Here is a 25,253-nt window from a genome sequence, read left to right as displayed (position 1 = left end):
ATCGCGCTGTTGTCGAACCGCCTGCGCGGCTACCGGATGCCCGGTCCTGGCGAGGGGGTTGCGAAAAATCCGGCCCATGTTCGCACAGGTCGCTGTGCGAGCGTAGCCTCGCCCGCAGGCGATTTGTGAACTGCGACCTGCCACGCGAACCAGGGCGGCAAGGCCATTCGCCCCTTGACCTGACCGCAGCCGTGGCCGGGGCAGGTGCTTACAATTCCCCGACTTGACAGATTGGTGGAGTGACCTGGGTTACGAAGGATGGACAATAGCTCGACCACTGTATTTTCAGGAGAGCGCAAAGATGAGCAGATGGGTGTTGCTGGTGTTGGCCTTGATGGGCTCGTTCTGCCAGGCGCAGGACGTGACGCAGGACAACCTGCAAGGCAAATGGGTAATCATCTCGACCAATGGGGCCGATGATGGTGGTCGGGAGGACGGCTGGACCTTTGCCGGTAATCAATGGATCGTCTGGTCGGGCGGCCGCGATATGCAGCCGGACCCCTATACCCTGGAGGAAAACGTGGTGGACCTGGGGTATTCCAAACTGCGTGTTCTGGAGAAAACACCGAGCCGCATGAAGGTGAGCATCGAAGGCAGCTCCATCGAATACGTGCTGGAGAAACTCGAGTGAGGGGCCTGCTCAAGGTTAGCCGCAGGGCCGGGGGCGCGCGTGCAAAACAGGGGTGTGGCACGGTGCGCTGGTTGTCGCTTGCCGCGGCTTGGGTCTCGTGGCCGATCCAGGCGGCGCCGGCCGGGCTGGTCGGCGATTGGCTGTGCGTCGATGATCTGTTCGAGCAGCGACTCAGCCTGCGCGGCGACGGGTCCTATACCAATACCCCGTCGATGATGGGGCAGGTGGTGCTCGAAGAGCAGGGTACCTGGACGTTCGCGGACGAACGATTGGTGCTGCGCAAGACCCAGGAGACCCAGCGCGGCGTCACCGAGCGCCAATCCCATCGCCTGCAGCGGCAGATCACCGAGCGTACGCCCGACGCTTTTACCGCCAGCCATGAAAATGGCTCTGGCAGCCTTCAGGTCAGTCGCTGTACCCGTCCCTGAGCCGACAGGAGGCCTGCGTGCCGGCGGTCTTGCCGCCAGTAACCCGCCCGGGGGCGCGGGCTCAGGGCCCGGCCTTGAGCGGTTCATCACCTGCGTCCGTCTTTCCTCACAACAAAATGTCGCAGCGCGGCAAGCGCAGCAGGCCGCTGCATCGTTAAGCTTTGGCGGGAAATGTGACTGGTGGGTCGATCGTGGCGCCTCACTAAGGTGCAGGCACTTGGCATGCAAGGCAGGCTGCCTGAACTAACGTTGATACAGCGTTGAAGTCGCGATCATGACCTGCGACTGCCCTAGTCGAATTACAAGCAAAACGGAGCAAACCCATGGCGTTCTTTACGGCGGCCAGCAAAGCCGACTTTCAGCACCAACTGCAAGCGGCACTGGCGCAGCACGTCAGCGAACAAGCATTGCCACAAGTCAGCCTGTTCGCCGAAAAATTTTTCGGCATCATTGCTCTCGAAGAACTGACCCAGCGCCGACTCTCCGACCTGGTGGGTTGCACGCTGTCCTCCTGGCGCCTGTTGGAGCGTTTCGATCGTAGCCAGCCGGAAGTGCGGGTGTTCAACCCCGACTACGAAAAACACGGCTGGCAGTCGACGCACACGGCGGTGGAGGTCCTGCATGCGGACCTGCCGTTCCTGGTCGACTCGGTGCGCATGGAGCTGAACCGTCGTGGCTACAGCATCCATACCCTGCAAAACAGCGTATTGAACGTACGGCGCAACGCGGCCGGCGAGTTGCTGGAGATCCTGCCCAAGGGCAGCACCGAACCGGACGCCCAGCAGGAAGCGCTGATGTTCCTGGAGATCGATCGCAGCGCCAACCTCGGCGAGCTGAAGTCCCTGGAAAAAACCCTGCTCGAAGTGCTGGCCGAAGTGCGTCTGGCGGTCAGCGACTTCCAGCCGATGAAAACCAAGGCCCAGGAATTGCTGAGCCGCCTGGACAAGGGCCGCTTCAAGGTCGACGCCGACGAGCTGGCCGAGGTCAAGGTGTTCCTGGCCTGGTTGCTGGACAACAATTTTACCTTCCTCGGCTACGAAGAATTCCGCCTCAATCCGGATGCCGCGGGTGGCAGCATCGTCTACGACGAAAGCTCCCTGCTCGGCTTGTCCAAACAGCTGCGCACTGGCCTGTCCAGTGAGGAGCTGCATGTTGAACCCCAGGCGGTGGCCTACCTGCGCGAGCCGCTGCTGCTGTCCTTCGCCAAGGCCGCGGTGCCGAGCCGCGTGCACCGTCCGGCTTACCCGGATTTCGTCTCCATTCGTGAGCTCGACGACCAGGGCCAGGTGGTCAAAGAGTGCCGTTTCATGGGCCTCTACACTTCCACCGTGTACGCCGAGAGCGTGCACCACATTCCCTATATCCGCCGCAAGGTCGCTGAGATCAGTCAGCGCTCGGGTTTCGACAGCAAGGCGCACCTGGGCAAGGAACTGGCCCAGGTCCTGGAAGTGCTGCCCCGTGACGACCTGTTCCAGACACCGGTGGACGACCTGTTCCACACCGTAATCAGCATCGTGCAGATCCAGGAGCGCAACAAGCTGCGCCTGTTCCTGCGCCAGGACCCCTATGGGCGTTTCTGCTACTGCCTGGCCTATGTGCCGCGTGACGTCTATTCCACCGAGACCCGGCTGAAGATCCAGCAGGTGCTGATGGAGCGCCTGCAGGCCAGCGACTGTGAGTTCTGGACCTACTTCTCCGAGTCGGTGCTGGCGCGGGTGCAATTCATCTTGCGGGTCGACCCGAAGAACAAGGTTCAGATCGACCCGGCGCGCTTGGAAAAAGAAGTCATCCAGGCGTGCCGCTCGTGGAAGGACGACTACGCCAGCCTGGTGGTCGAAAGCCTCGGCGAAGCCCAGGGCACCCATGTGCTCAGCGAGTTCCCGGGCGGTTTCCCGGCCGGCTACAGCGAGCGTTTCGCCCCGCACTCGGCGGTGGTCGACATGCAACATTTGCTCAGCCTGTCCGAGCAGCGGCCCTTGGTGATGAGTTTCTACCAGCCGCTGACCGCCGGTGCCCAGCAGTTGCACTGCAAGCTCTACCACGCCGATACGCCGCTGGCGCTGTCGGATGTCCTGCCGATTCTGGAAAACCTCGGCCTGCGCGTGCTGGGTGAGTTTCCCTACCGTCTGCGCAGCCGCGCCGGTCGCGAATTCTGGATTCATGACTTCGCGTTCACCTACAGCGGTGGCCTGGACATCGACCTGCAGCAGCTCAACGACACGCTGCAGGACGCCTTTGTGCAGATCGTCGGCGGCGAGGCGGAGAACGACGCCTTCAACCGCTTGGTGCTGACTGCCGCCATGCCCTGGCGCGACGTGGCGCTGTTGCGCGCCTATGCCCGCTACCTGAAGCAGATCCGTCTGGGGTTCGACCTCAGTTACATCGCCAGCACGCTGCTCAACCATGTGGACATCGCCAAGGAACTGGTGCGCCTGTTCAAGACACGCTTCTACCTGGCCCGCAAGTTGACCGCCGAGGACCTGGCCGACAAGCAGCTGCGTCTGGAGCAGGCGATCATCAGCGCGCTGGACAATGTCGCGGTGCTCAACGAAGACCGTATCCTGCGGCGTTACCTGGACCTGGTGAAGGCGACTTTGCGCACCAACTTCTACCAGACCGATGCCAATGGGCAGAACAAGAGCTACTTCAGCTTCAAGTTCAACCCGCGGGTCATTCCCGAGCTGCCCAAGCCGGTGCCGATGTTCGAGATCTTCGTTTACTCGCCGCGGGTAGAAGGCGTGCACCTGCGTGGCGGCAAGGTCGCCCGTGGCGGCTTGCGCTGGTCCGACCGTGAGGAAGATTTCCGTACCGAAGTGCTGGGCCTGGTTAAGGCGCAGCAGGTGAAGAACGCGGTTATCGTCCCGGTGGGTGCCAAGGGCGGCTTTGTGCCGCGGCGTCTGCCGGTCAATGGCAGTCGCGACGAGATTCAGGCCGAGGCGATCGCCTGCTACCGGATCTTTATCTCCGGGCTGCTGGATATCACCGATAACCTGAAGGAAGGCGAAGTGGTACCCCCGGCCAACGTCGTGCGTCACGACGAGGATGATCCGTACCTGGTGGTCGCCGCCGACAAGGGCACGGCGACCTTTTCCGACATCGCCAACGGTATCGCCAACGACTACGGTTTCTGGTTGGGCGACGCCTTCGCTTCCGGCGGTTCCGCGGGCTACGACCACAAGAAGATGGGCATCACCGCCAAAGGCGGCTGGGTCTCGGTACAGCGGCACTTCCGTGAACGCGGCATCGATGTGCAGCAGGATTCGATCACCGTGCTCGGTATCGGCGACATGGCCGGCGACGTGTTCGGCAATGGCTTGCTGCTGTCGGACAAGCTGCAGATGGTCGCGGCCTTCAACCATCAGCACATTTTCATCGACCCGAACCCGGATGCGGCGAAGAGCTTCGTCGAGCGCCAGCGGCTGTTCGACCTGCCACGTTCATCCTGGGCCGATTACGACGCCAAGCTGATTTCCGCCGGTGGCGGGATTTTCCAGCGCAGCGCCAAGAGCATCAGCATCAGCCCGGAAATGAAGGCTCGCTTCGATATCAGCGCCGACAAGCTGCCACCCACCGAGTTGCTCCACGCCTTGCTCAAGGCGCCCGTCGACTTGCTGTGGAACGGCGGCATCGGTACTTATGTCAAATCCAGCCTGGAAAGCCATGCGGACGTCGGCGACAAGGCCAACGATGCGCTGCGGGTTGATGGCCGTGATCTGCGTGCCAAGGTGGTGGGCGAGGGCGGCAACCTGGGCATGACTCAGCTGGGCCGGGTGGAATACGGCCTCAAAGGCGGCGCCAGCAACACCGATTTCATCGACAACGCCGGTGGTGTGGATTGCTCCGACCATGAGGTCAACATCAAGATCCTGGTCAATGAAATCGTCGCCGCCGGTGACATGACCGGCAAACAGCGCAACAGCTTGTTGGCTGAGATGACCGACGAAGTCGGTAACCTGGTGTTGGGCAATAACTACAAGCAGACCCAGGCGCTGTCGTTGGCGCAGCGCCGCGCGCGCGAGCGCATCGGCGAGTACAAGCGGCTGATCGTCGCCCTGGAAGCGGCGGGCAAGCTGGACCGGCCCATGGAGTTCCTGCCCTCGGATGAGCAGCTGGCCGAGCGGATCGCCAATGGCCATGGCCTGACGCGCCCGGAACTGTCGGTACTGATTTCCTACAGCAAGATCGACCTCAAGGAGTCGCTGCTCAAATCCCTGGTACCAGACGATGAGTACCTGGCGCGGGAAATGGAAACCGCCTTCCCGCCGCTGCTGACCGGCAAATTCCCGGAGGCCATGCGCCGTCACCGGCTCAAGCGCGAGATCGTCAGCACCCAGATCGCCAACGACCTGGTCAACCACATGGGCATCACCTTCGTACAGCGACTCAAGGAGTCCACCGGCATGAGCGCGGCCAATGTCGCGGGTGCCTACGTGATCGTGCGTGACGTGTTCCGCCTGCCGTACTGGTGGAAGCAGATCGAGGCGCTGGACTACCAGGTGCCGGCCGAGCTGCAGCTGCAGATGATGGATGAGTTGATGCGCCTGGGCCGTCGGGCGACCCGCTGGTTCCTGCGCAGTCGGCGCAACGAGCTGGATGCGGCGCGCGACGTCAGCCACTTTGGCCCGCGCCTCGCAACCCTGGCCGGACGCCTGGACGAGCTGCTGGAAGGCCCGGCGCGGGAACAATGGTTGGCGCGCTTCCAGGCGTACGTCGAGGCCGGCGTGCCCGAGCTGTTGGCGCGTGTGGTGGCGGGCACCAGCCATTTGTACACCCTGCTGCCGATCATCGAAGCATCGGATGTGACTGGGCAGGAACCGGAGCAGGTGGCAGCGGCCTACTTCGCGGTAGGTGGCGCCTTGGACCTGTCCTGGTACCTGCAGCAGATCACCAATCTGCCAGTGGAGAACAACTGGCAGGCACTGGCGCGGGAAGCCTTCCGCGATGACCTGGACTGGCAGCAGCGTGGTATCACGGTCTCGGTGTTGCAGATGGTCGATGGACCGGCGGATATCGAGGCACGGGTAGCCTTGTGGCTGGAGCAGCACCGCCCGCTGGTTGAGCGCTGGCGCGCCATGCTGACCGAGCTGCGTGCGGCTACTGGCACCGACTACGCCATGTATGCGGTCGCCAACCGTGAACTGCTGGACCTGGCGCAGAGCGGACCGCACTGAACCTGCACCCCTTGATGGGGTAATCGACGGCAACGGAACCCCACCTCGTGTGGGGTTTCTTTTGCCCGGCGGCCATGGCGGGGCTTTTTGGCTAGCGCCTGCAAAACCTTGACGTTAGAATTCGACGCTTGGTCAAGGACGCCTTCCACCTTTTGTGCTCGTTCCGCTGGTTGTAGCCCCGTCGTAGGGTGCAAACAGCTGCTGCGACATTCCTCCCGCGTTCCCAAAAAATTCATAGGTCGCTCATGACAGTGCAGACGGTTTTGCTCACGGTACTCTGCGTGTTCGGTATCTCCTTGGGGCAGTTGCTGTTCAAGCAGGCGGCGGCCGGCTTGACTCAGGCCGCGGGCTGGCAAGGCTGGGTCTTCAACGGTTGGCTGATCTCCGCCCTGATGCTGTATGGCGTTACTACCCTGCTGTGGGTATGGATCCTGCGGCATGCGTCCTTGCACCTGGCCTATCCCTTTATGGGGTTGGCCTTTCTGATAGTGCCGGTCTTGGCCTATTTTTTTCTGGGCGAGCCGCTGCACCTCAAGACCTTGCTGGGCGGTGCGCTGATTCTGCTGGGTGTTTCGTTAGCGGCCAGCGCCGCCTGAGGATGGGTCATGAAAATCGCCGTTGCCATTCCCTGCTACAAAGTGCGCCAGCAGGTCCTGGAGGTGCTGGCCAGCATTCCAGCGAGCGTCACGCGCATCTATGCGGTCGACGACGCCTGCCCTGAGCAGAGTGGCGCCTGGATCCAACAGCACTGCCAAGACCCGCGGGTCAGGGTGTTGTACAACCCACAGAACCAGGGGGTGGGTGGCGCGGTGATCACTGCGTACCGTCAGGCCATCGCCGATGAAATGGACGTGGTGGTCAAGATCGACGGCGACGGTCAGATGGATCCGCGTTTACTGCCGCAATTCGTCCGGCCCATCGGCGAGGGGCGTGCCGATTACACCAAGGGCAACCGTTTTTTTCGCTTGGAGTCGCTTAAGGACATGCCGCGGATCCGCTTGTTCGGTAATGCGATGCTGTCTTTTCTGTCCAAGCTCAGTTGCGGCTATTGGGGGGTCATGGACCCCACCAATGGCTACACCGCGGTGCATGTCGCGGTGTTGCGCGAACTGCCGCTCGACAAGCTCGAGCGGCGCTATTTCTTCGAGACCGACATGCTGTTCCGCTTGAACACCCTGCGCGCGGTGGTTAAGGACATTCCCATGGATGCCCTGTATGCCGACGAGGAGTCGAACCTCAAAATCGGCACGGTGCTACCGGAGTTTATGGCCAAGCACCTGTCGCGTCTGGTGCGGCGCTATGGCTACAACTATTGGTTGCGCGACTTCAATGTAGGCTCCCTGTATAGCGTGCTGGGCCTGTTGTTTCTGCTGTCCGGCGGCTTGTTCGGACTGAGCCACTGGATCGAGAGCCTGGGTACGGGGGAGCCGGCCACCAGCGGTACCGTGATGCTGGCGGCCCTGCCGATTCTGGTGGGCGTGCAGTTGTTGATCGCCTTCCTGCACTACGACATCACCAGCGCGCCGGTTGAGCCCCTGCATCCCTTGCTGATAGGCGAGGTCGAGGGTGTCTGAGCGCTTTTCGATTCGCCGCCGGCCCCTGTTCTGGTTGCTGGGGTTGCTGGTGCCGCTGATCCTGCACCTGTTCCTGGCGCTTGGGTCCGGCAAAATGGATGTCCGCACCCTGGATTTGCAACTGACCTACCTGCCACTGGCCGAGCGCTTCCTGCAGGACCCCGTCGCGTTGTTTGCCAGCCCGGAGGTGGTGGTGGTCGCACCGGGTTCGTTCATTTACATGGCGCTGCTGGGTGCCGATGCGCACCGGGTCGCGCAATTCAACCTGCTCTTGTCCTGCCTGGTACTGCTGCTGTTCTTCGACAGCGCTCGACGTCTGGCGGGCGCCGCGGCGGCCGTGGCGGCGGCCTGGTTGTATGCCGTGTCTCCGCTATTGCCCGAGGTAATGCTGCCGCCCCTGAGCGAACCGCCTTTTCTCTTTCTGATCACTGTCTGGTTGTGGGCCTGCGTCAGGATTGGCGAGCGCCCTGGCCTGCGCTGGCCAGTGGCCGTCGGGGGTGTGGCGCTGCTTTTGGCGACCCTGACGCGGGCGACTTACGTGTATTGGATAGGTGCCGCGCTGCTGATCTGCGCCGTGCTGATCTGGCGCTGCCGAGGGGCTACTCGGCAGATCGCGCAGAAACTCCTGATCGTGCATCTGGTCGCGGCATGCGGTGTGGCCGCTTATATCGCCCATAACCAGGCCCGGTTCAACTTGCCGATGGTGGCAACCGGCAGCGGCGCGGCCCTGTATTTCGGCAGCAATCCCATAGTGGCAGGCTATGAACCGCCCTATTACGGGATGCTGCATGACCACTGGATGGTGGTCGATGAGCAAAGTCACCTGACCCCCGACTCCAATAAGCGCCTGACCCAAGTGGCCAAGGCCATACTGGTGGGCATGCCGGTACCGGTCCTGGCGCAGATGTATGCGCAGAAGGTCGGGGCACTGCTGTTCTTCAGCCAGGCCACGCTGGAGCGCACAGTGCTGAACGAGCGGGCCTACCGGGTGCTGCTGCTGGTGTTGGCCTGCATCGGCTTCTGGGCGGGCCGCATGACCTTGGCGGTATGGCTGGTTGGCGGTGCCTTTGTGTATCAGCTTGCGGTGCATGTGCCTGCTCTGTACAACGAACGCTACAGCATTGGTGCCCTGGAGTTGCCGCTTACCCTGCTGGCAGCGCTGGGCTTGGGCGCACTCCATGCCAGCCGCCACCGCTGGCGTAGCTGTGGGTTGGCGGCGTTGTTGATCGGGCTTGGAATCGGGGTCGGCGCTCTGCACCAGCGTTATTCCAGGCCGCTGATGCCGGATATGACCCATGCGCCCCATAGTTTGGCGCTACAGCCCGAAGCTCGGGATCTTTCCGTCAGCGGCTTTGCGGGTGACCCCCTGGGCACGGGTGGCACCTTTGTTTCCTCCCAGGGGCGTCTTGAATGGCGGAACCTGAAAGTGGTGATGCAAGGAGGCACCCCGGTATTGCGTCTCGACGTCGACCACCTGGATTCGGGGTGTACATACGTCCGTTTCGAGTATCAGCAACCCGATGGGCAACTCTTCAGCCACAAGCTTCAACTTAATCACCTGCAGGGCCGCCAGGTACTTACCTTCGGCACCTCTACGATCAGCAATCTCGACCCCGGTGGCGGGACCCTTGCGTTGGAGTTCAAATGTCCCAAGGGCAGTGCATTGAAGGTGCAGAGCCTGGGCGTGTACTTCACCGCCATGGGACGTGTGTACCGGCAGAAAGCTGGCCTGGATTGATGCGTTGAGGGCGGCTTGCTCAGCCCTCTCGCCCGACGGTTTGCTCGGTCAGGTAGCGCACCACGTCTGGCGCACCTGCCAGGCGTAGCCCCTCGCCCAAGGCCATGGCGTCGGGGTTGTCCTTGGGCAACAGAAGAAACTCCGGCGCTCCAGGGGCGCGCAGCAATGACAGGCGCGCGTAGGGCAGGCCATTGTCCAGTAGCAGTCCCATAAAGGCCGGATCGCTCCAGGTCGAGACCGGCATGGCCAGTACATGGTAGTGCTGCTGAATCATGCTGAGCCCCGTTGGGCTGAGCTGGTAGCGAGTCACCTGGGCGGGCAGGGTGACTTCCAGGCCTCGCCGTCGCGCATAGGCGACGGCGCAGGCAAAGGCTTCGCTACGCTGTTCGCCTTGCCAATAAGTACGTGAGCCGGTCCAGCTGGCTTGATACAGCTTGATCGGGTCGCCCGCGAGAAACCGTGGCAGGGCCTGGCTGATGGTTTTGACAAAGTCCTTGTAACTGATGATGCGCACGTTACGGCAGCGCGCGGCGGCGGCGTAATCTTCAAAACTGGCATAGGCCGGTTCATTGGCACAATCACCACTGACCCCGTCGACCAATCTCAGGTCGAATGAGGCCAGCTGGCGCCCTTCCTGTTCGACGACCTTGATCAGCATCGCATGGGCGTTGGCCTTGTCTTCCTGGACGGGGCCCGAAAGGGCGCCGCGTGGCAGGTCCACCAGGCGCTGCAGTGGCGCGCCGGCATTCCACCAGATGCTGTCGCGCAGCTCAGGCAATGCCTTGAAGGGCAGGTGCAAGGTACTCGCCCGTTCCAATATTTGGCGAGGCACACGGCCGACCAGCCCCAGGCGTTGGGCGAGGGCAGACAGCCGGGATGTCAATGTAGAGGATTGTTCGGACAGGCTCATGGCCAAATGAGAGCTCCTGGGTCACCTGTGCCAGTGTGGCAGACCCGCAGGCCGGCTGCACAGCCTTTGCGCCAGTCATGAAGGTGGCGAACCAAAGCCCGGTGATGTGACATTATTGTAGTGTTCATCTCTGAGGATGCTTCCATGCCCAGCCTGGTGCTGGATATTGCCTTATCTGCCGAACGTTTGCTCGCCGTGTATCAGGGGCGCGCCAACCGGATCATGCTGACAAGTCGCGATGGTCGAAGTGTGAGCCTTCCGGCCCACCATTTTAGGCCCTTTCTGACTCACAAAGGTGTGCACGGTTCCTTTGTCCTTGAGTTTAATGGCGCTGGCGAACTGCTCAGTCTGCAGCGTCTGGGCTGATCGGCCGCGCGCGCCTCGCCGACAAGGCGCCGGGACGGCTATAATCGCCGCCCTGTCGTTTCCCTCCGTGAGTTGATTGCGCCCATGTATAACCTGGCCCGTGAACTGTTGTTCAAACTGTCTCCGGAAACCTCCCATGAGTTGAGCGTCGAGATGATCGGTGCGGGCGGCCGGCTGGGCCTCAATAGGCTGCTGAGCAAGGCGCCGGCGCGGCACCCGGTCAGTGTGATGGGGCTGCAGTTTCCCCATCCCGTCGGGCTGGCGGCGGGGCTGGACAAAAATGGCGATGCCATCGATGGCTTCGCCCAATTGGGGTTCGGTTTTATCGAGATAGGTACCGTCACGCCGCGTCCACAGCCGGGCAATCCAAAACCCCGCCTGTTCCGCTTGCCTGAGGCCGAAGCCATCATCAACCGCATGGGGTTCAATAACCGTGGTGTCGAGCATCTGGTCGGCCGGGTCAAGGCCACTCGTTTCAAGGGTGTTCTGGGCATCAATATCGGCAAGAACGTCGACACCCCGGTCGAGCGTGCGGTGGAGGACTACCTGATCTGCCTGGACCAGGTCTATGCCCACGCCGGTTACATCACGGTCAACGTCAGCTCGCCCAACACGCCGGGCCTGCGCAGCTTGCAGTTTGGCGAGTCGCTCAAGCGCTTGCTCGAAGCCCTGCGCCAGCGCCAGGAAGACTTGGCCCAGGTCCACGGCAAGCGGGTGCCCCTGGCGATCAAGATTGCTCCGGACATGAGCGACGAGGAGACCCGCGAGGTGGCTCGAGCCCTGGTGGAAGCAGGCATGGATGCGGTGATCGCCACCAATACCACCTTGGGGCGCGATGGCGTTGCGCACTTGCCCTTTGGCGATGAGGCTGGGGGCCTCTCCGGCGCGCCGGTGCGTGATAAAAGCACGCATATCGTCACGCTGTTGGCCGATGAATTGGCCGGGCGTTTGCCCATCATCGCGGTGGGTGGCATTACCGAGGGGCGCCATGCGGCGGAAAAAATTGCTGCCGGCGCCAGTCTGGTGCAGCTCTATTCCGGTTTTATTTATAAGGGCCCGGCGCTGATTCGTGAGGCCGTCGAGGCCATCGCTGCGTTGCCGCGCCCATGAAAAGGGCTCCCGCGGGAGCCCTGGATAGATCCGCCGCCCGATGGGGCGTGCATGTATAAAGTCGGTGTGATCCTGATCAGCCGACGGCGTGAAGTTCGTTGAGTCGGTGGATGCCGGCGGTTCCGGTCATCCCATCCCAGTTATCGCCGCGGCCTTCGCGCCAGCCGTTGATCCAGGCCTGGCGAACCGATGGGAGGGTGAAGGGGCAAAGGTCTCGAGATTTGCCATGAATGCCATATTGGTACCCGCGCAAAAACGCTCTTTCTAAAGGATCACGCTTAAGTCTTCTCATAGGGTGTTGCCCTCACTTGTTGACTGTTATGTCCTGTTAGCCTCGTAGCGAGGCCTGATGGAACGCTTCCACCAGTAAAGCCCGTTGCCGGCGTGACGGGCCCTGCGTCAAAGACCGTTGCGGCCAAGACCTGAGTGGAGTTCTATCGAATGGTGGGGCCGCTGGGAATGATCGTTTTGTCATAAGGATGTAAGGATTTTCAGAGTCAAACCATAAGGCCTCGGGCAAATTGCACGGTTTTTCCACGCTGGGGCCTTGTGGACGGGGCATTGGGCGTTTCAGGCGTGCACTGTGCTATCGCGAACGAATCGCGACTGCGAGCACTATTTATTCCGATGAAGGGTCGCCTTGCGACCTTTTGTCACCTATTTTGGCTGTGCTGTCCGGCGTCTAGGGCACACACCTCTGGCTTAAGGCATTGGATATTCCATGGCGGACCGTTACGAACTTTTTCTGACTTGCCCCAAAGGCCTCGAAGGCCTGCTGGCTGAGGAAGCCACGTCACTCGGATTAGAGGAAACTCGCGAGCACACCTCGGCGATACGTGGTTTCGCCGAGCTGGAAACCGCCTATCGCCTATGCCTCTGGTCGCGTCTGGCCAACCGTGTACTGTTGGTGCTCAAGCGATTTCCCATGGATAACGCCGAGGCGCTCTACCAGGGCGTCCTGGCCGTTGACTGGCACGACCATCTGGAACCGACGGGCAGCCTGGCGGTGGAGTTCAGTGGTAACGGTTCGGGCATCGACAACACCCATTTCGGTGCGTTGAAGGTCAAGGACGCCATAGTCGACAAGCTACGCACGGCTTCGGGCGAGCGTCCCTCGATCGACAAGTTGAACCCGGACTTGCGGATTCATCTGCGCTTGGACCGTGGCGAAGCCATCCTGTCGCTCGATTTGTCGGGGCATAGCCTGCACCAGCGTGGCTATCGACTGCAGCAAGGGGCCGCACCGCTGAAGGAAAACCTCGCGGCGGCGGTGCTGATTCGTGCGGGTTGGCCGCGTATCGCCGCCGCCGGGGGGGCGCTGGCCGACCCCATGTGCGGCGTGGGCACCTTTCTGGTGGAGGCGGCGATGATCGCGGCCGACATCGCCCCCAACCTCAAGCGGCCCTACTGGGGCTTTTCCGCCTGGCTGGGGCATGTACCGGCGCTGTGGCGCAAACTGCACGACGAGGCGCAGGTGCGGGCCGACATCGGCCTGGCCAAACCGCCTTTGTGGATTCGCGGCTACGAAGCCGATCCACGCTTGATTCAGCCTGGGCGCAACAATATCGAGCGGGCGGGTTTGTCCGAGTGGATCAAGGTCTACCAAGGCGAAGTGGCTACCTTCGAGCCACGGCCGGACCAACACCAGACCGGCCTGGTCATCTGCAATCCACCCTATGGCGAGCGGCTGGGCGACGAAGCGAGCCTGCTGTACCTGTACCAGAATCTCGGCGAGCGCTTGCGCCAGGCCTGCCTGAACTGGGAGGCGGCGGTGTTCACTGGTGCGCCAGACCTGGGCAAGCGCATGGGCATTCGCAGTCACAAGCAATATGCATTCTGGAACGGCGCTCTGCCCTGTAAGCTGCTGTTGTTCAAGCTGTTGCCGGACCAGTTCGTCACCGGCGAACGACGCTCGTCCGAACAGCGTCAGGGCGAGCGCGAGGCGACTGACACGGATGCCAGTGATAACCGGGTGGCCAATTTGCAAGCGGGCGCCCGCAACCGTGGCGAGCGCGCCGAGGAGGCACCAAAGGCGCCGGTCGAGCAGGCGCGGCTCAGCGAAGGCGGGCAGATGTTCGCCAATCGTCTGCAAAAAAACCTGAAGGCTTTGGGTAAGTGGGCACGCCGCGAAGGCATTGAGTGTTATCGGGTGTACGACGCCGATATGCCTGAATATGCCCTTGCCATCGACCTCTACCACGATTGGGTGCATGTGCAGGAGTATGCCGCCCCCCGTTCGATTGACCCGTTAAAGGCTCAGGAGCGGCTGTTCGACGCGCTGGCGGCGATTCCCCAGGCCCTGGGGGTCGATAAGGCCAAGGTGGTCATCAAGCGCCGTGAGCGTCAGAGCGGGACCAAGCAGTACGAGCGCCAGGGCGCCCAGGGGCAGTTCACCCAGGTGCTCGAGCACGGGGTCAAGTTGCTGGTCAACCTGACGGATTACCTGGATACCGGCTTGTTCCTCGATCACCGGCCCTTGCGTCTGCGCTTGCAGCGGGAAGCGGCTGGCAAGCGCTTTCTCAACCTGTACGCCTATACCGCGACGGCCACCGTGCATGCGGCCAAGGGCGGCGCGCGCAGCACCACCAGCGTGGACTTGTCCAAGACCTATCTGGACTGGGCCCGACGCAACCTGTCGCTCAACGGGTTTTCCGATCGCCATCGCCTGGAGCAGGGCGATGTCATGGCATGGCTGGCGGCCGATCGCGAAGAGTACGACCTGATCTTTATCGATCCGCCGACCTTCTCCAATTCCAAGCGCATGGAGGGAGTGTTCGATGTACAGCGCGACCATGTTGAATTGCTCGACCTGGCGATGGCACGCCTGGCCGTCGGTGGAGTGCTGTACTTCTCCAATAACTTCCGCAAGTTCCAGCTCGATCCGGGTCTGGCGGCACGCTATGCGGTCGAGGAGATCAGTGCCGCGACCCTGGACCCGGATTTCGTGCGCAACCCGAAGATCCATCGCGCCTGGCGCCTGACGGCGCGATAAGGGCGCACCTAGTCAGGCTGGGGACCCAGCCTGAACGCCTTGGTGCGGGGAAGGTGCTTTAGCGCTGGGCCGTGGCGCCGCTGGTTTTGGGTTGTTTGTACAACTCGACCAGCACCTGATCGAGTACCGCGGAGGCGCCCCAGGGCCGCGGATCGTTGAGGATGGCCACCACCGCCCAGCTGTTGCCGTTGCTGTCGCGGGTAAAGCCGGCGATGGCACGCACCGTGTTCAAGGTCCCCGTCTTGATATGCGCCTCACCCACCAGCGCGGTGCGCTTGAGGCGCTTGCGCATGGTCCCGTCCATGGCTGCCAGGGGCAGGGATGCGATGAATTCGGCGGCATAAGGGCTGTTCCACGCCGCTTGCAGCATCATGGCCATTTCCCGGGCGCTGACCCGCTCGGCGCGCGACAGGCCGGAGCCGTTCTCCATCACCAGGTGGGGCGAGATCAGCCCCTTGCGTGCCAGCCAGGCGCGGATCACCCGTTGCGCCGCCTTGGCGTCGTCGGTATCGGCCTTGTCACGAAATTGCGCGCCGATGCTGAGAAACAGCTGCCGGGCCATGGTGTTGTTGCTGTACTTGTTGATGTCGCGGATGACTTCCACCAGGTCCGGTGAGGAGGCGCGCGCGAGCAACCGTGCTTTTGCAGGTACGGCTTCGATACGGTCGCGACCCTGGATGCTGCCGCCCAATTCCTGCCAGATCGCCCGTACGGCTCCGGCTGCATAGCTGGGGTGGTCGAGCAGTGACAGGTAGGTCTGGGCGCTGCAGCCGTCGGCCAGCTGCCCGCTCACCACCACCGTGGTGCCATCGAACTGGCTCACCGGGTTGTAGCGCACGTCCGGCCAGCTGGGGCATTTGGCCGCTTTCAGGGCCTTGACCTGGTTGTCGATTTTGATGCTGGCGATCGGAGGCTCGACGGCGATATGCACCTTTCCGCCTTCGCTGCGGGCGATAAAGCGTAGGGCCTTGAGATTGACCAGCAGCGAGTCGGGTGTCACCAGGAAGGGTTTGTTGGCGTCGCCGCCGTCGTCGTTGAAGGCTGGCAACTGCGGTTGGACGAAATGACTGCGGTCCAGGATCAGGTCGCCGGTGATCTGCTGCACCCCATTGGCCCGCAGGTCGCGCATCAGCAGCCAGAGTTTTTCCATGTTCAGCTTGGGGTCACCGCCACCCTTGAGGTACAGGTTACCTTGCAGCACGCCGTTCTTCAGCGGCCCGTCGGTATAGAACTCGGTTTTCCACTGATGGGTCGGGCCCAGCAGTTCGAGTGCCGCGTAGGTGGTGACCAGTTTCATGGTCGAAGCCGGATTGACCGAGACGTCGGCATTGACGAAGGTGGCCTGGCCGGGGCCGTTCAACGGCAGCATGACCAGCGACAGGGCGTTATTGCCCAGTTTGTTGGCCTTGAGCGCCTGCTGCACCTTGGCGGGCAGCTGGCTCTGGGTCGGGGCCGCGGCGAGCGGCAGGGCGAGGGGTAACAACAGGCCGGCGAAGGCCAGGCGACGACAAAATTGGCGCATCAGAAACCCTTTAGGCGAGGGCGGATAAAACTGAATCTGCGTGCGAGTTCACATCAGGCCCAGGAAAGTGGGACGCATTATGCCTCAAGCGATTGCCCCCTGGGCCGCTCTGCGACCAGCGTATCGCGCCTTTTTAGCGGCTTTGCCGTCGGTGCCCTCGGCACTGAGGCGGGCAAGGCCGAGGCGAACCTGCTAAAGTGCCGCGCGTTATCACTTATGAGTAAGAGGAAGTTTTCATGGCTACGAACCGCTCCCGCCGCCTGCGTAAAAAACTCTGTGTCGACGAGTTCCAGGAAGTCGGATTCGAGCTGACCCTGCATTACCAGGAAGACCTGGCCGACGAGGTCATCGAAGCCTTTCTCGACCAGTTCGAAGAGCAGGCCATCGAGGCCAACGGCTTGGGCTATATCGGCGGCGACGACTACGGTCTGGTCTGCCTGGGCAAACGCGGTTCGGTCACCGAAGAGCAGCGCACCCTGGTCGACAGCTGGTTGAAAGGTCGCAAAGAGCTGACCGAGTACACACTCAGCCCGCTGATGGATGTCTGGTACCCGGAAAAATCCATCACCCCGGTTGCCTGAAGCCTCTGAAGAACGGCTGGTGGGCGTACCGGGTCACTCCGGTCAAGGTCCCATCGGCCCGCACCGGCCGGTCATTCGACCGGCCCGCTGCACCGGGCCACGCGTCCCGCACGCCCTGCCTCAACGACGCTCGTCTCGCCCAGCGCGGTTCAGCGCACTCCGGCCCGCTCCAATAGTTGCTCGGTATCGACTGCGTCGATTTGCTCTGCCTTGAGAAAAGCAGCGGCGTAGCGCAGGTGTATTTCGCTGCCCAGAAACAGGCCGAACAGCTCCGGGTCGATATGTCCGGTGCGGCACATGTCGGCCATGATGGCCAGGGCTTCGCTAAGGGGCTTGCCCTTTTTGTAAGGGCGGTCCGCGGCCGTCAGGGCTTCGAAGATGTCGGCAATGGCCATCATGCGCGCCGGCAAACTCATCTCGTCACGCTTCAGCCGTTTCGGATAGCCACTGCCATCCATTTTCTCGTGATGCCCGCCAGCAATTTCCGCGACCTGCTTGAGGTGGGGTGGAAAGGGCAGGTGGCTGAGCATGCGAATGGTCTGGACCATATGGTCGTTGATCAGAAAACGCTCTTCGCGGGTCAGGGTGCCACGTCCTATGGACAGGTTGTACAGCTCGCCGCGGTTGAACTTGTACTCGGGCACGTCCAGCTTGAACCCCCAGGGGTTGTCCGTGGGCATGCGTTCGCTGTCCAGGCGTTCGACCAAGTGCGCGGGACGATCGCCCAGTAGCGGCTCCTCGACGGGCAGGGGGGGCGCCGGTGTGCGCTCCTGGCGTTGGTTTTCCTCCCAGGAGAGCCCGATACGATCGTCCAGTGTGCGCGTCCAGCGGCGGGCAGCGATGCGCTGCAGGCGTTGCTGGTCGTCCCCCGCCATGCTTTCGGTGCCCAGGTTGCAGCGCGCGACAAAACTGAATTCGGCATCCAGGATGGCCAGTTGGCGGTCGCGCTGCGCGGCCAGTTCCAGGGCCGAACCGCCCTCGCAGCACGCCTGCCAATAGTCTATCCAGGCGTCGCGCTTGAGCACCTCGAAGCGCATGCGGATTTCGTGCAGACGGTCGTACAGGGTCTCCAGCTTGGTGGCCTTGTCCACCACATATTCCGGGGTGGTGATCTTGCCGCAATCATGCAGCCAGGCGGCGGTGTGCAGCGCTTGCCATTCCTCGGGGCCGGGTCGGTAGTGGGCAAACGCGGGCTCGTCGCAGTCGGCGGCGGCCTGGGCGAGCATCAACGTCAGCTCCGGCACCCGTTGGCAGTGGCCGCCGGTGTAGGGGCTCTTGGCGTCGATGGCCCCCGCCAGCAGCTGGATAAAGGCGTCCAGCAGCTGCTTTTGTTTCTCCAGCAGGCGTTGGCTGTCGATACACAGCGCCGCGACGCCTGAGACCGCCTCGACGAATGCCACGCGCTCGGGGCGATGCAGCGTCAGGTCCGCCGCATCGCCATTGTCGCGGTGCAACAGCACCAGCACGCCGACGGTTTCCCCGCGCCGGTTGTGCAAGCCGGTGGCGAGCAGGTGCGCCCGTGGGCTGTCGAGCGTCTGCAACAGGCTGCGAAAGTCACCCGCCTGGTCGAAACCCAGGGACGTCGTCGCGCTGGCGCCGCCCGCGGCGGGTTGGCGCAACCAGGCGGGCATATTGTCGTCCGTCGAGGCATAGACCGGCACGTGGTGGGCATCGAGGTTGTGCTGGGTGGTACCGAGAAACAGGCACTGAGGCTCCAGCCGCCCGCTGTCGGCATCGACCAGGTACAGCAGGCCGCCATTGGCTGCGCTGATCGCCACGGTTTCCTGCAGCACGCGCTTGAGCAGGGATTCGAAGTGGGTCTCCGCGGACAGGCTGGCAGCGATCTCCAGAAAGCTCGACAGGGTTTTTTTCATGCCCGCCATGGAGAGTGCCAGTTGATCCACCTCGAGCACCGGCGATCGTCCGCTACTGGGCTGCCGGAAGTCGAAGCGCCCGATGGCTTCGGCATCCTGCACCAGGGCGCGCAAGGGCCTGACCACCAGGCGCGAACTCAGCCAGCCCAGCGGCAGGCACAGCAGCAGGATGCCCAGGGTCATCAGGCCGCCTTGCCAACGGATGCGGTAGGCGTCCACCAGCAGTTCGTCCTCCGGAACCAGCAAGGCCAGGTTAAGGCCTTCAGGGCCGCCCTCGGCGATATGGCTGAGCGAAACCACCCACTGCCGATCACCCAGGCGCAGGTTGCGTGGCGCCTGGCCCATCAGTGCCAGATGCTGGTCGAGGAGCGCAGCCAGGGGGGCGGAGAGCGCGCCGGCCTTGATCAGCTGTGCCGATTCGCTCGTTACCACCAGGCGGGTACTGTCCGGATACGCCACCGCCCGGCCCTGGGCATCGAACAGCAGCACTTCGGTGGCGGGTGTGACCTTGTGCGCGGCCAGGGTCGCCGACAGGTCGACCAGGGTCATGTCGGCCGCCAGCACGGCCTTGCCCGGTGTGCGTCGGGCCAGGGTGGTGCCGATCTCGCCGGTGGAGAAAAACACATAGGGCGCGGTGGTGATTTGCAGGTCATTGTCGCGGGCCAACTGGTACCAGCTGCGCACGCGTGGATCGAAGGTTTCGCTGTCCGGACTCCGTCCCTCGATCAGCTGCAGGGCCGTATCGAAGAACAGGAATTGCGCGACGCGGGCGTCGCCCTTCTGCTCGATCGACCAGACCTGGAATGCGGCTTCGGAGGGCGCCTGCAAGGCCATCCGTTGGCTCTCGCGCAGGCGCCTGACCATGAAAAAATCGCCATTTTCATAGCCCAGGTAGAGCGAGGCCAATTTGGGGTTGTCGCTCAGCGTCTGGGCGAAAGGCGCCAGCAGGGACAAGCGTTGCGACAGGTTCGCGGCGTCGCTGGCCGGGTGCAGTGCCAGCAGGCCAAGGGTATGGCGAATCGGTGTATAGGTGCGCTCCAGGTCGAGCTGCACCTCCTGCTGGATACGGCCGAACAGCTGGGCGCTGCTGGAGAGGATGATGGCGCTGGTCTGCCGGTAGTTGAACAGGCCCAGTACTACGCCGGTGAGCAACAGCAACAGGGTGAATAGCGCGCTGATGTGCACATGCAGGGGGAAACGCCGTTCCGCGGGCGAGGTATTGCTGGGCATCGGCTGCTACTCCATGACGGACTCGGCACGCAGGGCAAGCATAGTGGACGCACGTTGCTGCATCAGCTTTTACCTGCGGCCTGGGGGCGGCGGCGCCGATCGACTCAGGGGGTTACCGCTGGCTTGGCCACCCCGCGTTTTTCCAGGTGATCACGAAGGCAGTGGACGAGCAAGGCCACCAGCACGGTCAGGACGATGCCGATCAGCGCGTTGAGCAGGCGGACCTGGGCCAGGTGCCAATCCTTGGACAGGCTTTCGGCCAGCAACACGAAGCACAGGGTCGTCTGCATCACGAACAGGCCGTAGTGGTTGGCTTGAAACGCCCGGCTCAACAGGATCAAGGGCAACAGCGTGGCGACCATCAGCGGCGGGCTCTGCAGGCTGTGGCCAAAAAAGATCAGCAGGCCGGCCGCGGCCAGGCTCCCCAGGCCGGTTTGCAGGCCGCGAACCAGGCTGCCCTGCAGCTGCAGCTGCAGCTGGAGGCTGGTGGCCACGGTCAAGGTCAGCCAATAACCCCGAGGCAAGTCGGCCAGGTTGACGACCAGGCCGGCCAGGGCGAAGGTCAGGGTGCAGGCCAACGCGTGCCAGCGCCATTGTCGCTGGGGCAGGCGCCGCGCATGCCGCCGTAATACCTTGAGCAGGCTGATCAGGCGCGGCATATGCGGCCACATGCGTAACCCGTGCACGCCGCGTAGGCCGAACGCCAGCAGCGCGACCCAGAGCCCGCCCAACACAAACAGCGCCGCCACTGCCGAGGCGTTGCTCAGGTTACCGATGTCGTGTTGGCCTTGGCCCAGGCACAGGCATACCGCGAGTCCCAGGCCCAGTTTGCCGGCCTCGGCGCCGAAACGCTGCAGCCAGGCCAACAACAGACCGTAGGCGGCAAACAGTGACAGGCTCAGCAGCGGCTCCGGCGCTGCCCAGAAGCCCAGGCCGGCGCTGCAGGCGCCCAGGCCGGTGAGCAGCATCAGGCGCAACATGCCAAAACGGTGCAGGGGGTTGGCCTGGGCTGCCTGGAAAGCCCCGGCCGCCGCCCAGAGAAACCCGGGGTGCCCGCTGAACAGGCCGAGCAGCAGCGGCAGCGCGCACCCAAAACCGGCCACCATGGCCGGTCCCCAGGCAGGGCGTCCGGGCCGCCAGGCGAGGACCTCGCGCAGCAATTGGCTCATGGGGTCATACCGGGCTGGAACGGCCGGTCATCTCCCGGGCCATTTCGGTGGCATAGCTGTCGGTCATGCCGGCGATAAAGTCGACCATGCGCAGGAACGAACGGTACAAGGGCCATTGTGGATCTGGGGCATTGCTGCCCAGCAGGTCGAGGATGCGCCGATTCTTGAAGGATGGCGTGCGCCCCCCATGCTGCTCCAGCGCGGCGCCGCAAAAGGCGTTGAGCAAGATTTCCAGGGTGGTGTAAGCGCCGATCTCGTGCAAGGTCTTACGTTTGTCCTGAAAAATTTTTTCCCGGGCCATGGCCTTGGCCTGCAACACGCAGCGTTTGGCCGGGCCGTGCATATGCTCCACCAGGTCGCCTTCCAGACCGCCGGCCAGCAATTGCGCCTGCTGTTCGACGAAGGCCCGTGCGGCGGCATTGGTCAGGTGTTCGATGGCTTTGCCGCGCAGGATCGCCAGCTTGCGCCGGCGCGAATCCTTAGGGCCCAGTTGGCGATAGGTTTCCGGCAGGTCATCGCCGACCAGGTTGAGCAGCAGCGATTCGACTTCTGCGTACTCCAACAGCTCCATTTCCAGGCCGTCTTCCAGGTCGATCAGGCCGTAGCAGATGTCATCCGCTGCCTCCATCAGGTACACCAGCGGATGGCGAGCCCAACGCTGTTCTTCCAGCTGCGGCAGGCCAAGTTTGCGGGCGATCTGCTCAAGCAGCGGCAGTTCGCTCTGGTAACAGCCAAATTTGTGTTTCTTGTACCCCAGGGCATCGGCATGGCGCGCGGTCCAAGGGTATTTGAGGTAGGTGCCGAGGGTGGCATAGGTCAGCCGGGTGCCGCCCTCGAACTGGTGATACTCCAACTGGGTGAGCACCCGGAAGCCTTGGGCATTGCCTTCGAAATTCAGGAAATCGCTTCGCTCGGCTTCGCTCATCGCGTCGAGCCAGCCACGCCCGGCAGCCTGCTGGAACCAATGACGAATGGCGTCTTCGCCAGAATGTCCAAAGGGTGGATTGCCGATGTCGTGGGCGAGGCAGGCCGACTGCACGATCATGCCCAGGTCGGAAGGCGCGCACCAGTCGGGCAGGGCGTCACGCAGCACCTCACCGACGCGCATGCCCAGCGAACGACCGACACAACTGACTTCGAGCGAGTGGGTCAGCCGGGTGTGGATATGATCGTTACTGGACACCGGGTGGACTTGCGTCTTGCGCCCGAGGCGCCGGAACGCTCCGGAAAAAATGATCCGGTCGTGGTCTTTGTGAAACGGGCTGCGGCCCAGCTCATCGGCGCTGTGCACCGGTTTGCCGAGCCGTTCGCGGGTAAGCAGGGTTTGCCAATCCAAGGCCAGTCCTCGCCATTCAGTGGCTGCAAAACCCTAGCTTCAGGGTTCGCGGCCGGCGCCGCAAGGTTTTCAGGTGTTTTTCCGGGGGCCGGGCAGGGCTCAATTCAAACGATAGGGCGAGTGCGCCTGTTCATGGGCCAGCAGCCAACGCTTGCGTTCCAGGCCGCCGCCATAGCCGGTCAGGCTACCGTCGGCGCCGATCACCCGGTGACAGGGCACGATAATCGACAGCGGGTTGCGCCCATTGGCCAGGCCCACGGCGCGCGAGGCGCCAGGCATCCCCAGGCGTTGCGCGAGCTGACCGTAACTGCGGGTCTCGCCGAAGGGAATCGCCAGCAGTTCGCGCCAGACCCGCTGTTGAAACGGTGTGCCGGTGGCGGCCAGCGGCAGGTTGAAGTGTTGCAGCTGACCGGCGAAATAAGCGTCCAGTTGCAGTCCGGCTTCATGGAACAGGCTGTCGTCGCGGCGCCAGTCCAGGCTGGCCGGGGTATCGAGCTGCGGTGCGTGGCGATGGGGTGGCATATACAGGGCGGTCAGGGCCCGGCCATTACCGAGCATCAGCAGTTCACCGAAGGGGCTGGGGCGTAGCGAGTAGTAGGTCATGATTATCCTCCGCCGTTCAGGCTGTTCCAGATATGCAGCGCGGCATAGGCGCGCCAGGGGCGCCAGGCTTCGGCGCGGCTCAGCAGCTGCGCACCGCGCTGCAGCTGCATGGCCCGCAGCAGGGCGAGGTCGGCGTGGGGAAAGGCGTCCGGTGCCGACAGCGCACGCATGGCGATATAGTGTGCGGTCCAGGGGCCGATGCCCGGGAGCTCCTGCAGGGCCTGCATCACCTGTTCGGGATCATCGCCGCTGTCCAGCGTGATACGCCGATCGGCGATGGCGCGGGCCAGGCCATGCAGGGTGGCGGCGCGTTTGCCGGTCAGTCCCTGGTCGACCAACTGCTGCAGCGAAGCGTCGGCGATGGCCGCAGCGGTCGGGGGCAGGCGATCCAGCCCGGTGAAGGGGGTCTGTAGCGGCTCGCCGAACTGATTCACGAAGCGACCGAACAGGGTGGTGGCCGCTTTCACGCTGATCTGTTGGCCCAGCACGGCCCGCAATGCCAGCTCGAATCCCTCCAGGGCACCGGGCACCCGCAGACCGCTGGCGGCGGTCACGTAACCGGCCAATTGCGGGTCCTGGCACAGGCTGGCTTCGATCACCGCGGGGTTGGCGTCCAGGTCGAACAGGCGACGGATCGCTGGCAGCAGCTGGTTCAAGCCGCTCAGCAGGTTGGGGGCGACCTGGACCCATAGCTGATTTTTGCCAGGCAGCGGTTGGGCACTGATCCAACCGCTCTCCCGCCCCAGGCGCAGGGTACGGCGGTAGACCGTACCGTCGTAATGTTCGATTCGCGCGCTGCCGCGGGCTATCAGGAAAGCGACCAGGCGGTCCCAGGCCAGAGGCGGACGATACGCCAGGCGCAGGCCGATGCCCCTGTCGGGGGGCGTCGGCACTTGCTGCCGGCGCAGTGCTCCGGGGTTGAGCCGGTACTGGCTGCGGAAGCAATGATTGAAGCGCCGCACGCTGGCGAAGCCACTGGCAAAGGCAATGTCGGTGATCGGCAACGCGGTATCGGTCAGCAGCTGCTTGGCCAGCAGCAAGCGGTAGGTTTGCGCCAGTGCGATGGGCGGCACACCGAACTCACGCTCCACGGTGCGCCGCAGTTGACGGCTGCTCAGACCAAAACTGGCGGCCAGGGCGTCCAGGCTGGAGTCGGTCAGGGCGCCTTCGGCGATGCGTGCGGCGGCTTGGCGTGCGACCCGTTGCACGCTGTCGACCACGGCTGCCCCCGGCGCCAGTTCGGGGCGGCATTTGAGGCACGGTCGGTAGCCGGCTTGCTCCGCCATCGCCGCGTTGGGGTAATAGGTACAGCGATCAGCGCCCGGCAGACGCACCGTGCAAATAGGCCGGCAATAGATACGGGTAGTCGAGACCGCGACGAAAAATAGCCCGTCGAAGCGGACGTCGCGCGCCTGCAGCGCGGCATAACAGTGCTGGGGATCGAGGTTCATGGCCCCATCTTAAGCCTGATCGGCGCCTGCGACTGGCCGTTTTCGGACAACTCCCCTTGGTGTGACTGCTGGGCGCGCAGGCGTCGGCTCTGGCCGGGTACGCCCGCGGCGCGGAATAGGTGTCAGGGGCTGGTGCGTTGCTCTTCCATACGCTCGCCACTTTGTCGGCGTTGCTCCTCGAGGCTCAGGGGTTCGGCCGCCGGCTCGGCGTCGCCAGTGCCTTGGGCTGGATTATGGGCGGGCCGCTCGGGGGCATTGGGCGCTCGCGGCGCCAGTGGTGCCTGGGGCGGGCTCGGCGCTTGGGGCGCTACGCTGGGCGCTGAGGGTTGAGCGGCGCCATCGCTGGCATCGGCAAGGGCGCTGGTGCCGGTCAATGCGGCGAGCAGGGCAGCGAGCAAGGGGGCGAACTTCATGGGAGGCTCCTGAGCGGTTAGGCGGTCTGGTGGGGTCCGACTGTGGTTTTCCAAGGCTGATGTCATGTGCGGCTCAGTAGTGGATCCGGTTGGAGGCAAAACGTTTCGCTAACGCTCGGCCAACTCCGATAGCGGTTCGTGACGCCCCGCTTAC

19 protein-coding genes are annotated in these 25,253 nt (G+C 63.3%); 10 read left to right on the top strand and 9 right to left on the bottom strand.

The features are described from left to right. Positions 1-301 precede the first annotated feature (301 nt). From ABWY06_RS23450 to ABWY06_RS23425, 6 genes are all read left to right on the top strand, one after another. Complete coding sequence (locus ABWY06_RS23450) at positions 302-631, top strand: hypothetical protein (protein WP_353928006.1); 330 nt, start codon at positions 302-304, stop codon at positions 629-631. A 62-nt stretch (positions 632-693) separates the two neighbouring features. After that, positions 694-1,059 carry a hypothetical protein gene (locus ABWY06_RS23445; protein ID WP_353928005.1) on the top strand — a complete coding sequence of 122 codons (366 nt, stop codon included), beginning with the start codon at positions 694-696 and terminating at the stop codon, positions 1,057-1,059. A gap of 323 nt (positions 1,060-1,382) precedes the next feature. Then, entirely contained in the window at positions 1,383-6,230 is a 4,848-nt protein-coding gene (locus ABWY06_RS23440; protein ID WP_353928004.1) for an NAD-glutamate dehydrogenase, read from the top strand. 281 nt (positions 6,231-6,511) lie between these two features. Further along, positions 6,512-6,826 carry an EamA family transporter gene (locus ABWY06_RS23435; RefSeq protein ID WP_353928003.1) on the top strand — a complete coding sequence of 105 codons (315 nt, stop codon included), beginning with the start codon at positions 6,512-6,514 and terminating at the stop codon, positions 6,824-6,826. A gap of 9 nt (positions 6,827-6,835) precedes the next feature. Further along, the gene (locus ABWY06_RS23430) at positions 6,836-7,804 is read left to right on the top strand and encodes a glycosyltransferase family 2 protein (RefSeq protein ID WP_353928002.1); all 969 of its coding nucleotides are present in this window, start codon (positions 6,836-6,838) and stop codon (positions 7,802-7,804) included. Beyond that, positions 7,797-9,542: a glycosyltransferase family 39 protein gene (locus tag ABWY06_RS23425; RefSeq protein ID WP_353928001.1), complete on the top strand. Its 1,746-nt coding sequence runs from the start codon at positions 7,797-7,799 to the stop codon at positions 9,540-9,542. The genes ABWY06_RS23430 and ABWY06_RS23425 overlap by 8 nt, the downstream gene beginning before the upstream one ends. A gap of 19 nt (positions 9,543-9,561) precedes the next feature. On the opposite strand, the gene ABWY06_RS23420 is transcribed toward ABWY06_RS23425, so the two are convergent. Then, positions 9,562-10,452 carry a DUF6685 family protein gene (locus ABWY06_RS23420; RefSeq protein ID WP_353928000.1) on the bottom strand — a complete coding sequence of 297 codons (891 nt, stop codon included), beginning with the start codon at positions 10,450-10,452 and terminating at the stop codon, positions 9,562-9,564. A gap of 144 nt (positions 10,453-10,596) precedes the next feature. Here ABWY06_RS23420 and ABWY06_RS23415 point away from each other — a divergent pair, with 144 nt between their 5' ends. Continuing rightward, positions 10,597-10,818: a DUF2835 domain-containing protein gene (locus ABWY06_RS23415; protein ID WP_353927999.1), complete on the top strand. Its 222-nt coding sequence runs from the start codon at positions 10,597-10,599 to the stop codon at positions 10,816-10,818. A gap of 84 nt (positions 10,819-10,902) precedes the next feature. Further along, positions 10,903-11,928 carry a quinone-dependent dihydroorotate dehydrogenase gene (locus tag ABWY06_RS23410; protein WP_353927998.1) on the top strand — a complete coding sequence of 342 codons (1,026 nt, stop codon included), beginning with the start codon at positions 10,903-10,905 and terminating at the stop codon, positions 11,926-11,928. A gap of 76 nt (positions 11,929-12,004) precedes the next feature. Here the strand turns inward: ABWY06_RS23410 and rmf are convergent, their stop codons facing one another. Next, entirely contained in the window at positions 12,005-12,220 is a 216-nt protein-coding gene (gene rmf / locus ABWY06_RS23405) for a ribosome modulation factor (RefSeq protein WP_353927997.1), read from the bottom strand. Positions 12,221-12,649: 429 nt separating this feature from the next. Here rmf and rlmKL point away from each other — a divergent pair, with 429 nt between their 5' ends. Beyond that, positions 12,650-14,920 carry a bifunctional 23S rRNA (guanine(2069)-N(7))-methyltransferase RlmK/23S rRNA (guanine(2445)-N(2))-methyltransferase RlmL gene (rlmKL, locus tag ABWY06_RS23400; RefSeq protein ID WP_353927996.1) on the top strand — a complete coding sequence of 757 codons (2,271 nt, stop codon included), beginning with the start codon at positions 12,650-12,652 and terminating at the stop codon, positions 14,918-14,920. A gap of 58 nt (positions 14,921-14,978) precedes the next feature. Here rlmKL and dacB read toward each other — a convergent pair whose 3' ends face one another. Further along, positions 14,979-16,442, bottom strand: a complete 1,464-nt coding sequence (gene dacB, locus ABWY06_RS23395; RefSeq protein ID WP_353927995.1) for a D-alanyl-D-alanine carboxypeptidase/D-alanyl-D-alanine endopeptidase — start codon at positions 16,440-16,442, stop codon at positions 14,979-14,981. Between the two features lie 236 nt (positions 16,443-16,678). Between dacB and ABWY06_RS23390 the strand changes: the two genes are divergently transcribed. Further along, complete coding sequence (locus ABWY06_RS23390; protein WP_353927994.1) at positions 16,679-17,023, top strand: YggL family protein; 345 nt, start codon at positions 16,679-16,681, stop codon at positions 17,021-17,023. Between the two features lie 149 nt (positions 17,024-17,172). Here the strand turns inward: ABWY06_RS23390 and ABWY06_RS23385 are convergent, their stop codons facing one another. From ABWY06_RS23385 to ABWY06_RS23360, 6 genes are all read right to left on the bottom strand, one after another. Beyond that, positions 17,173-20,127, bottom strand: a complete 2,955-nt coding sequence (locus ABWY06_RS23385; protein ID WP_353927993.1) for an HD domain-containing phosphohydrolase — start codon at positions 20,125-20,127, stop codon at positions 17,173-17,175. A 104-nt stretch (positions 20,128-20,231) separates the two neighbouring features. Next, positions 20,232-21,296 carry an FUSC family protein gene (locus ABWY06_RS23380; RefSeq protein WP_353927992.1) on the bottom strand — a complete coding sequence of 355 codons (1,065 nt, stop codon included), beginning with the start codon at positions 21,294-21,296 and terminating at the stop codon, positions 20,232-20,234. A 4-nt stretch (positions 21,297-21,300) separates the two neighbouring features. Continuing rightward, positions 21,301-22,632 carry a deoxyguanosinetriphosphate triphosphohydrolase gene (locus tag ABWY06_RS23375; protein WP_353927991.1) on the bottom strand — a complete coding sequence of 444 codons (1,332 nt, stop codon included), beginning with the start codon at positions 22,630-22,632 and terminating at the stop codon, positions 21,301-21,303. Positions 22,633-22,731: 99 nt separating this feature from the next. Next, a complete protein-coding gene (locus ABWY06_RS23370) occupies positions 22,732-23,235 on the bottom strand; it encodes a methylated-DNA--[protein]-cysteine S-methyltransferase (protein ID WP_353927990.1) in 504 nt (167 codons plus the stop codon). Positions 23,236-23,237: 2 nt separating this feature from the next. Next, positions 23,238-24,686, bottom strand: coding sequence for an AlkA N-terminal domain-containing protein (locus ABWY06_RS23365; protein ID WP_353927989.1), 1,449 nt, complete (start codon positions 24,684-24,686; stop codon positions 23,238-23,240). Positions 24,687-24,808: 122 nt separating this feature from the next. Beyond that, entirely contained in the window at positions 24,809-25,099 is a 291-nt protein-coding gene (locus ABWY06_RS23360; RefSeq protein WP_353927988.1) for a hypothetical protein, read from the bottom strand. Positions 25,100-25,253 lie beyond the last annotated feature (154 nt).

The sequence above is a fragment of the Pseudomonas sp. genome (genome assembly GCF_040514055.1).
In the GTDB taxonomy this organism is placed as follows: domain Bacteria; phylum Pseudomonadota; class Gammaproteobacteria; order Pseudomonadales; family Pseudomonadaceae; genus Aquipseudomonas.
This window is presented reverse-complemented; position numbering and strand designations above follow the sequence as displayed.

Coding starts and splice junctions, on each gene's coding strand:
- ABWY06_RS23450 (WP_353928006.1), top strand. CDS start 302: ATGAGCAGATGGGTGTTGCTGGTGTTGGCCTTGATGGGCTCGTTCTGC.
- ABWY06_RS23440 (WP_353928004.1), top strand. CDS start 1,383: ATGGCGTTCTTTACGGCGGCCAGCAAAGCCGACTTTCAGCACCAACTG.
- ABWY06_RS23430 (WP_353928002.1), top strand. CDS start 6,836: ATGAAAATCGCCGTTGCCATTCCCTGCTACAAAGTGCGCCAGCAGGTC.
- ABWY06_RS23420 (WP_353928000.1), bottom strand. CDS start 10,452: ATGAGCCTGTCCGAACAATCCTCTACATTGACATCCCGGCTGTCTGCC.
- ABWY06_RS23415 (WP_353927999.1), top strand. CDS start 10,597: ATGCCCAGCCTGGTGCTGGATATTGCCTTATCTGCCGAACGTTTGCTC.
- ABWY06_RS23410 (WP_353927998.1), top strand. CDS start 10,903: ATGTATAACCTGGCCCGTGAACTGTTGTTCAAACTGTCTCCGGAAACC.
- rmf (WP_353927997.1), bottom strand. CDS start 12,220: ATGAGAAGACTTAAGCGTGATCCTTTAGAAAGAGCGTTTTTGCGCGGG.
- rlmKL (WP_353927996.1), top strand. CDS start 12,650: ATGGCGGACCGTTACGAACTTTTTCTGACTTGCCCCAAAGGCCTCGAA.
- dacB (WP_353927995.1), bottom strand. CDS start 16,442: ATGCGCCAATTTTGTCGTCGCCTGGCCTTCGCCGGCCTGTTGTTACCC.
- ABWY06_RS23390 (WP_353927994.1), top strand. CDS start 16,679: ATGGCTACGAACCGCTCCCGCCGCCTGCGTAAAAAACTCTGTGTCGAC.
- ABWY06_RS23385 (WP_353927993.1), bottom strand. CDS start 20,127: ATGCCCAGCAATACCTCGCCCGCGGAACGGCGTTTCCCCCTGCATGTG.
- ABWY06_RS23380 (WP_353927992.1), bottom strand. CDS start 21,296: ATGAGCCAATTGCTGCGCGAGGTCCTCGCCTGGCGGCCCGGACGCCCT.
- ABWY06_RS23370 (WP_353927990.1), bottom strand. CDS start 23,235: ATGACCTACTACTCGCTACGCCCCAGCCCCTTCGGTGAACTGCTGATG.
- ABWY06_RS23365 (WP_353927989.1), bottom strand. CDS start 24,686: ATGAACCTCGATCCCCAGCACTGTTATGCCGCGCTGCAGGCGCGCGAC.
- ABWY06_RS23360 (WP_353927988.1), bottom strand. CDS start 25,099: ATGAAGTTCGCCCCCTTGCTCGCTGCCCTGCTCGCCGCATTGACCGGC.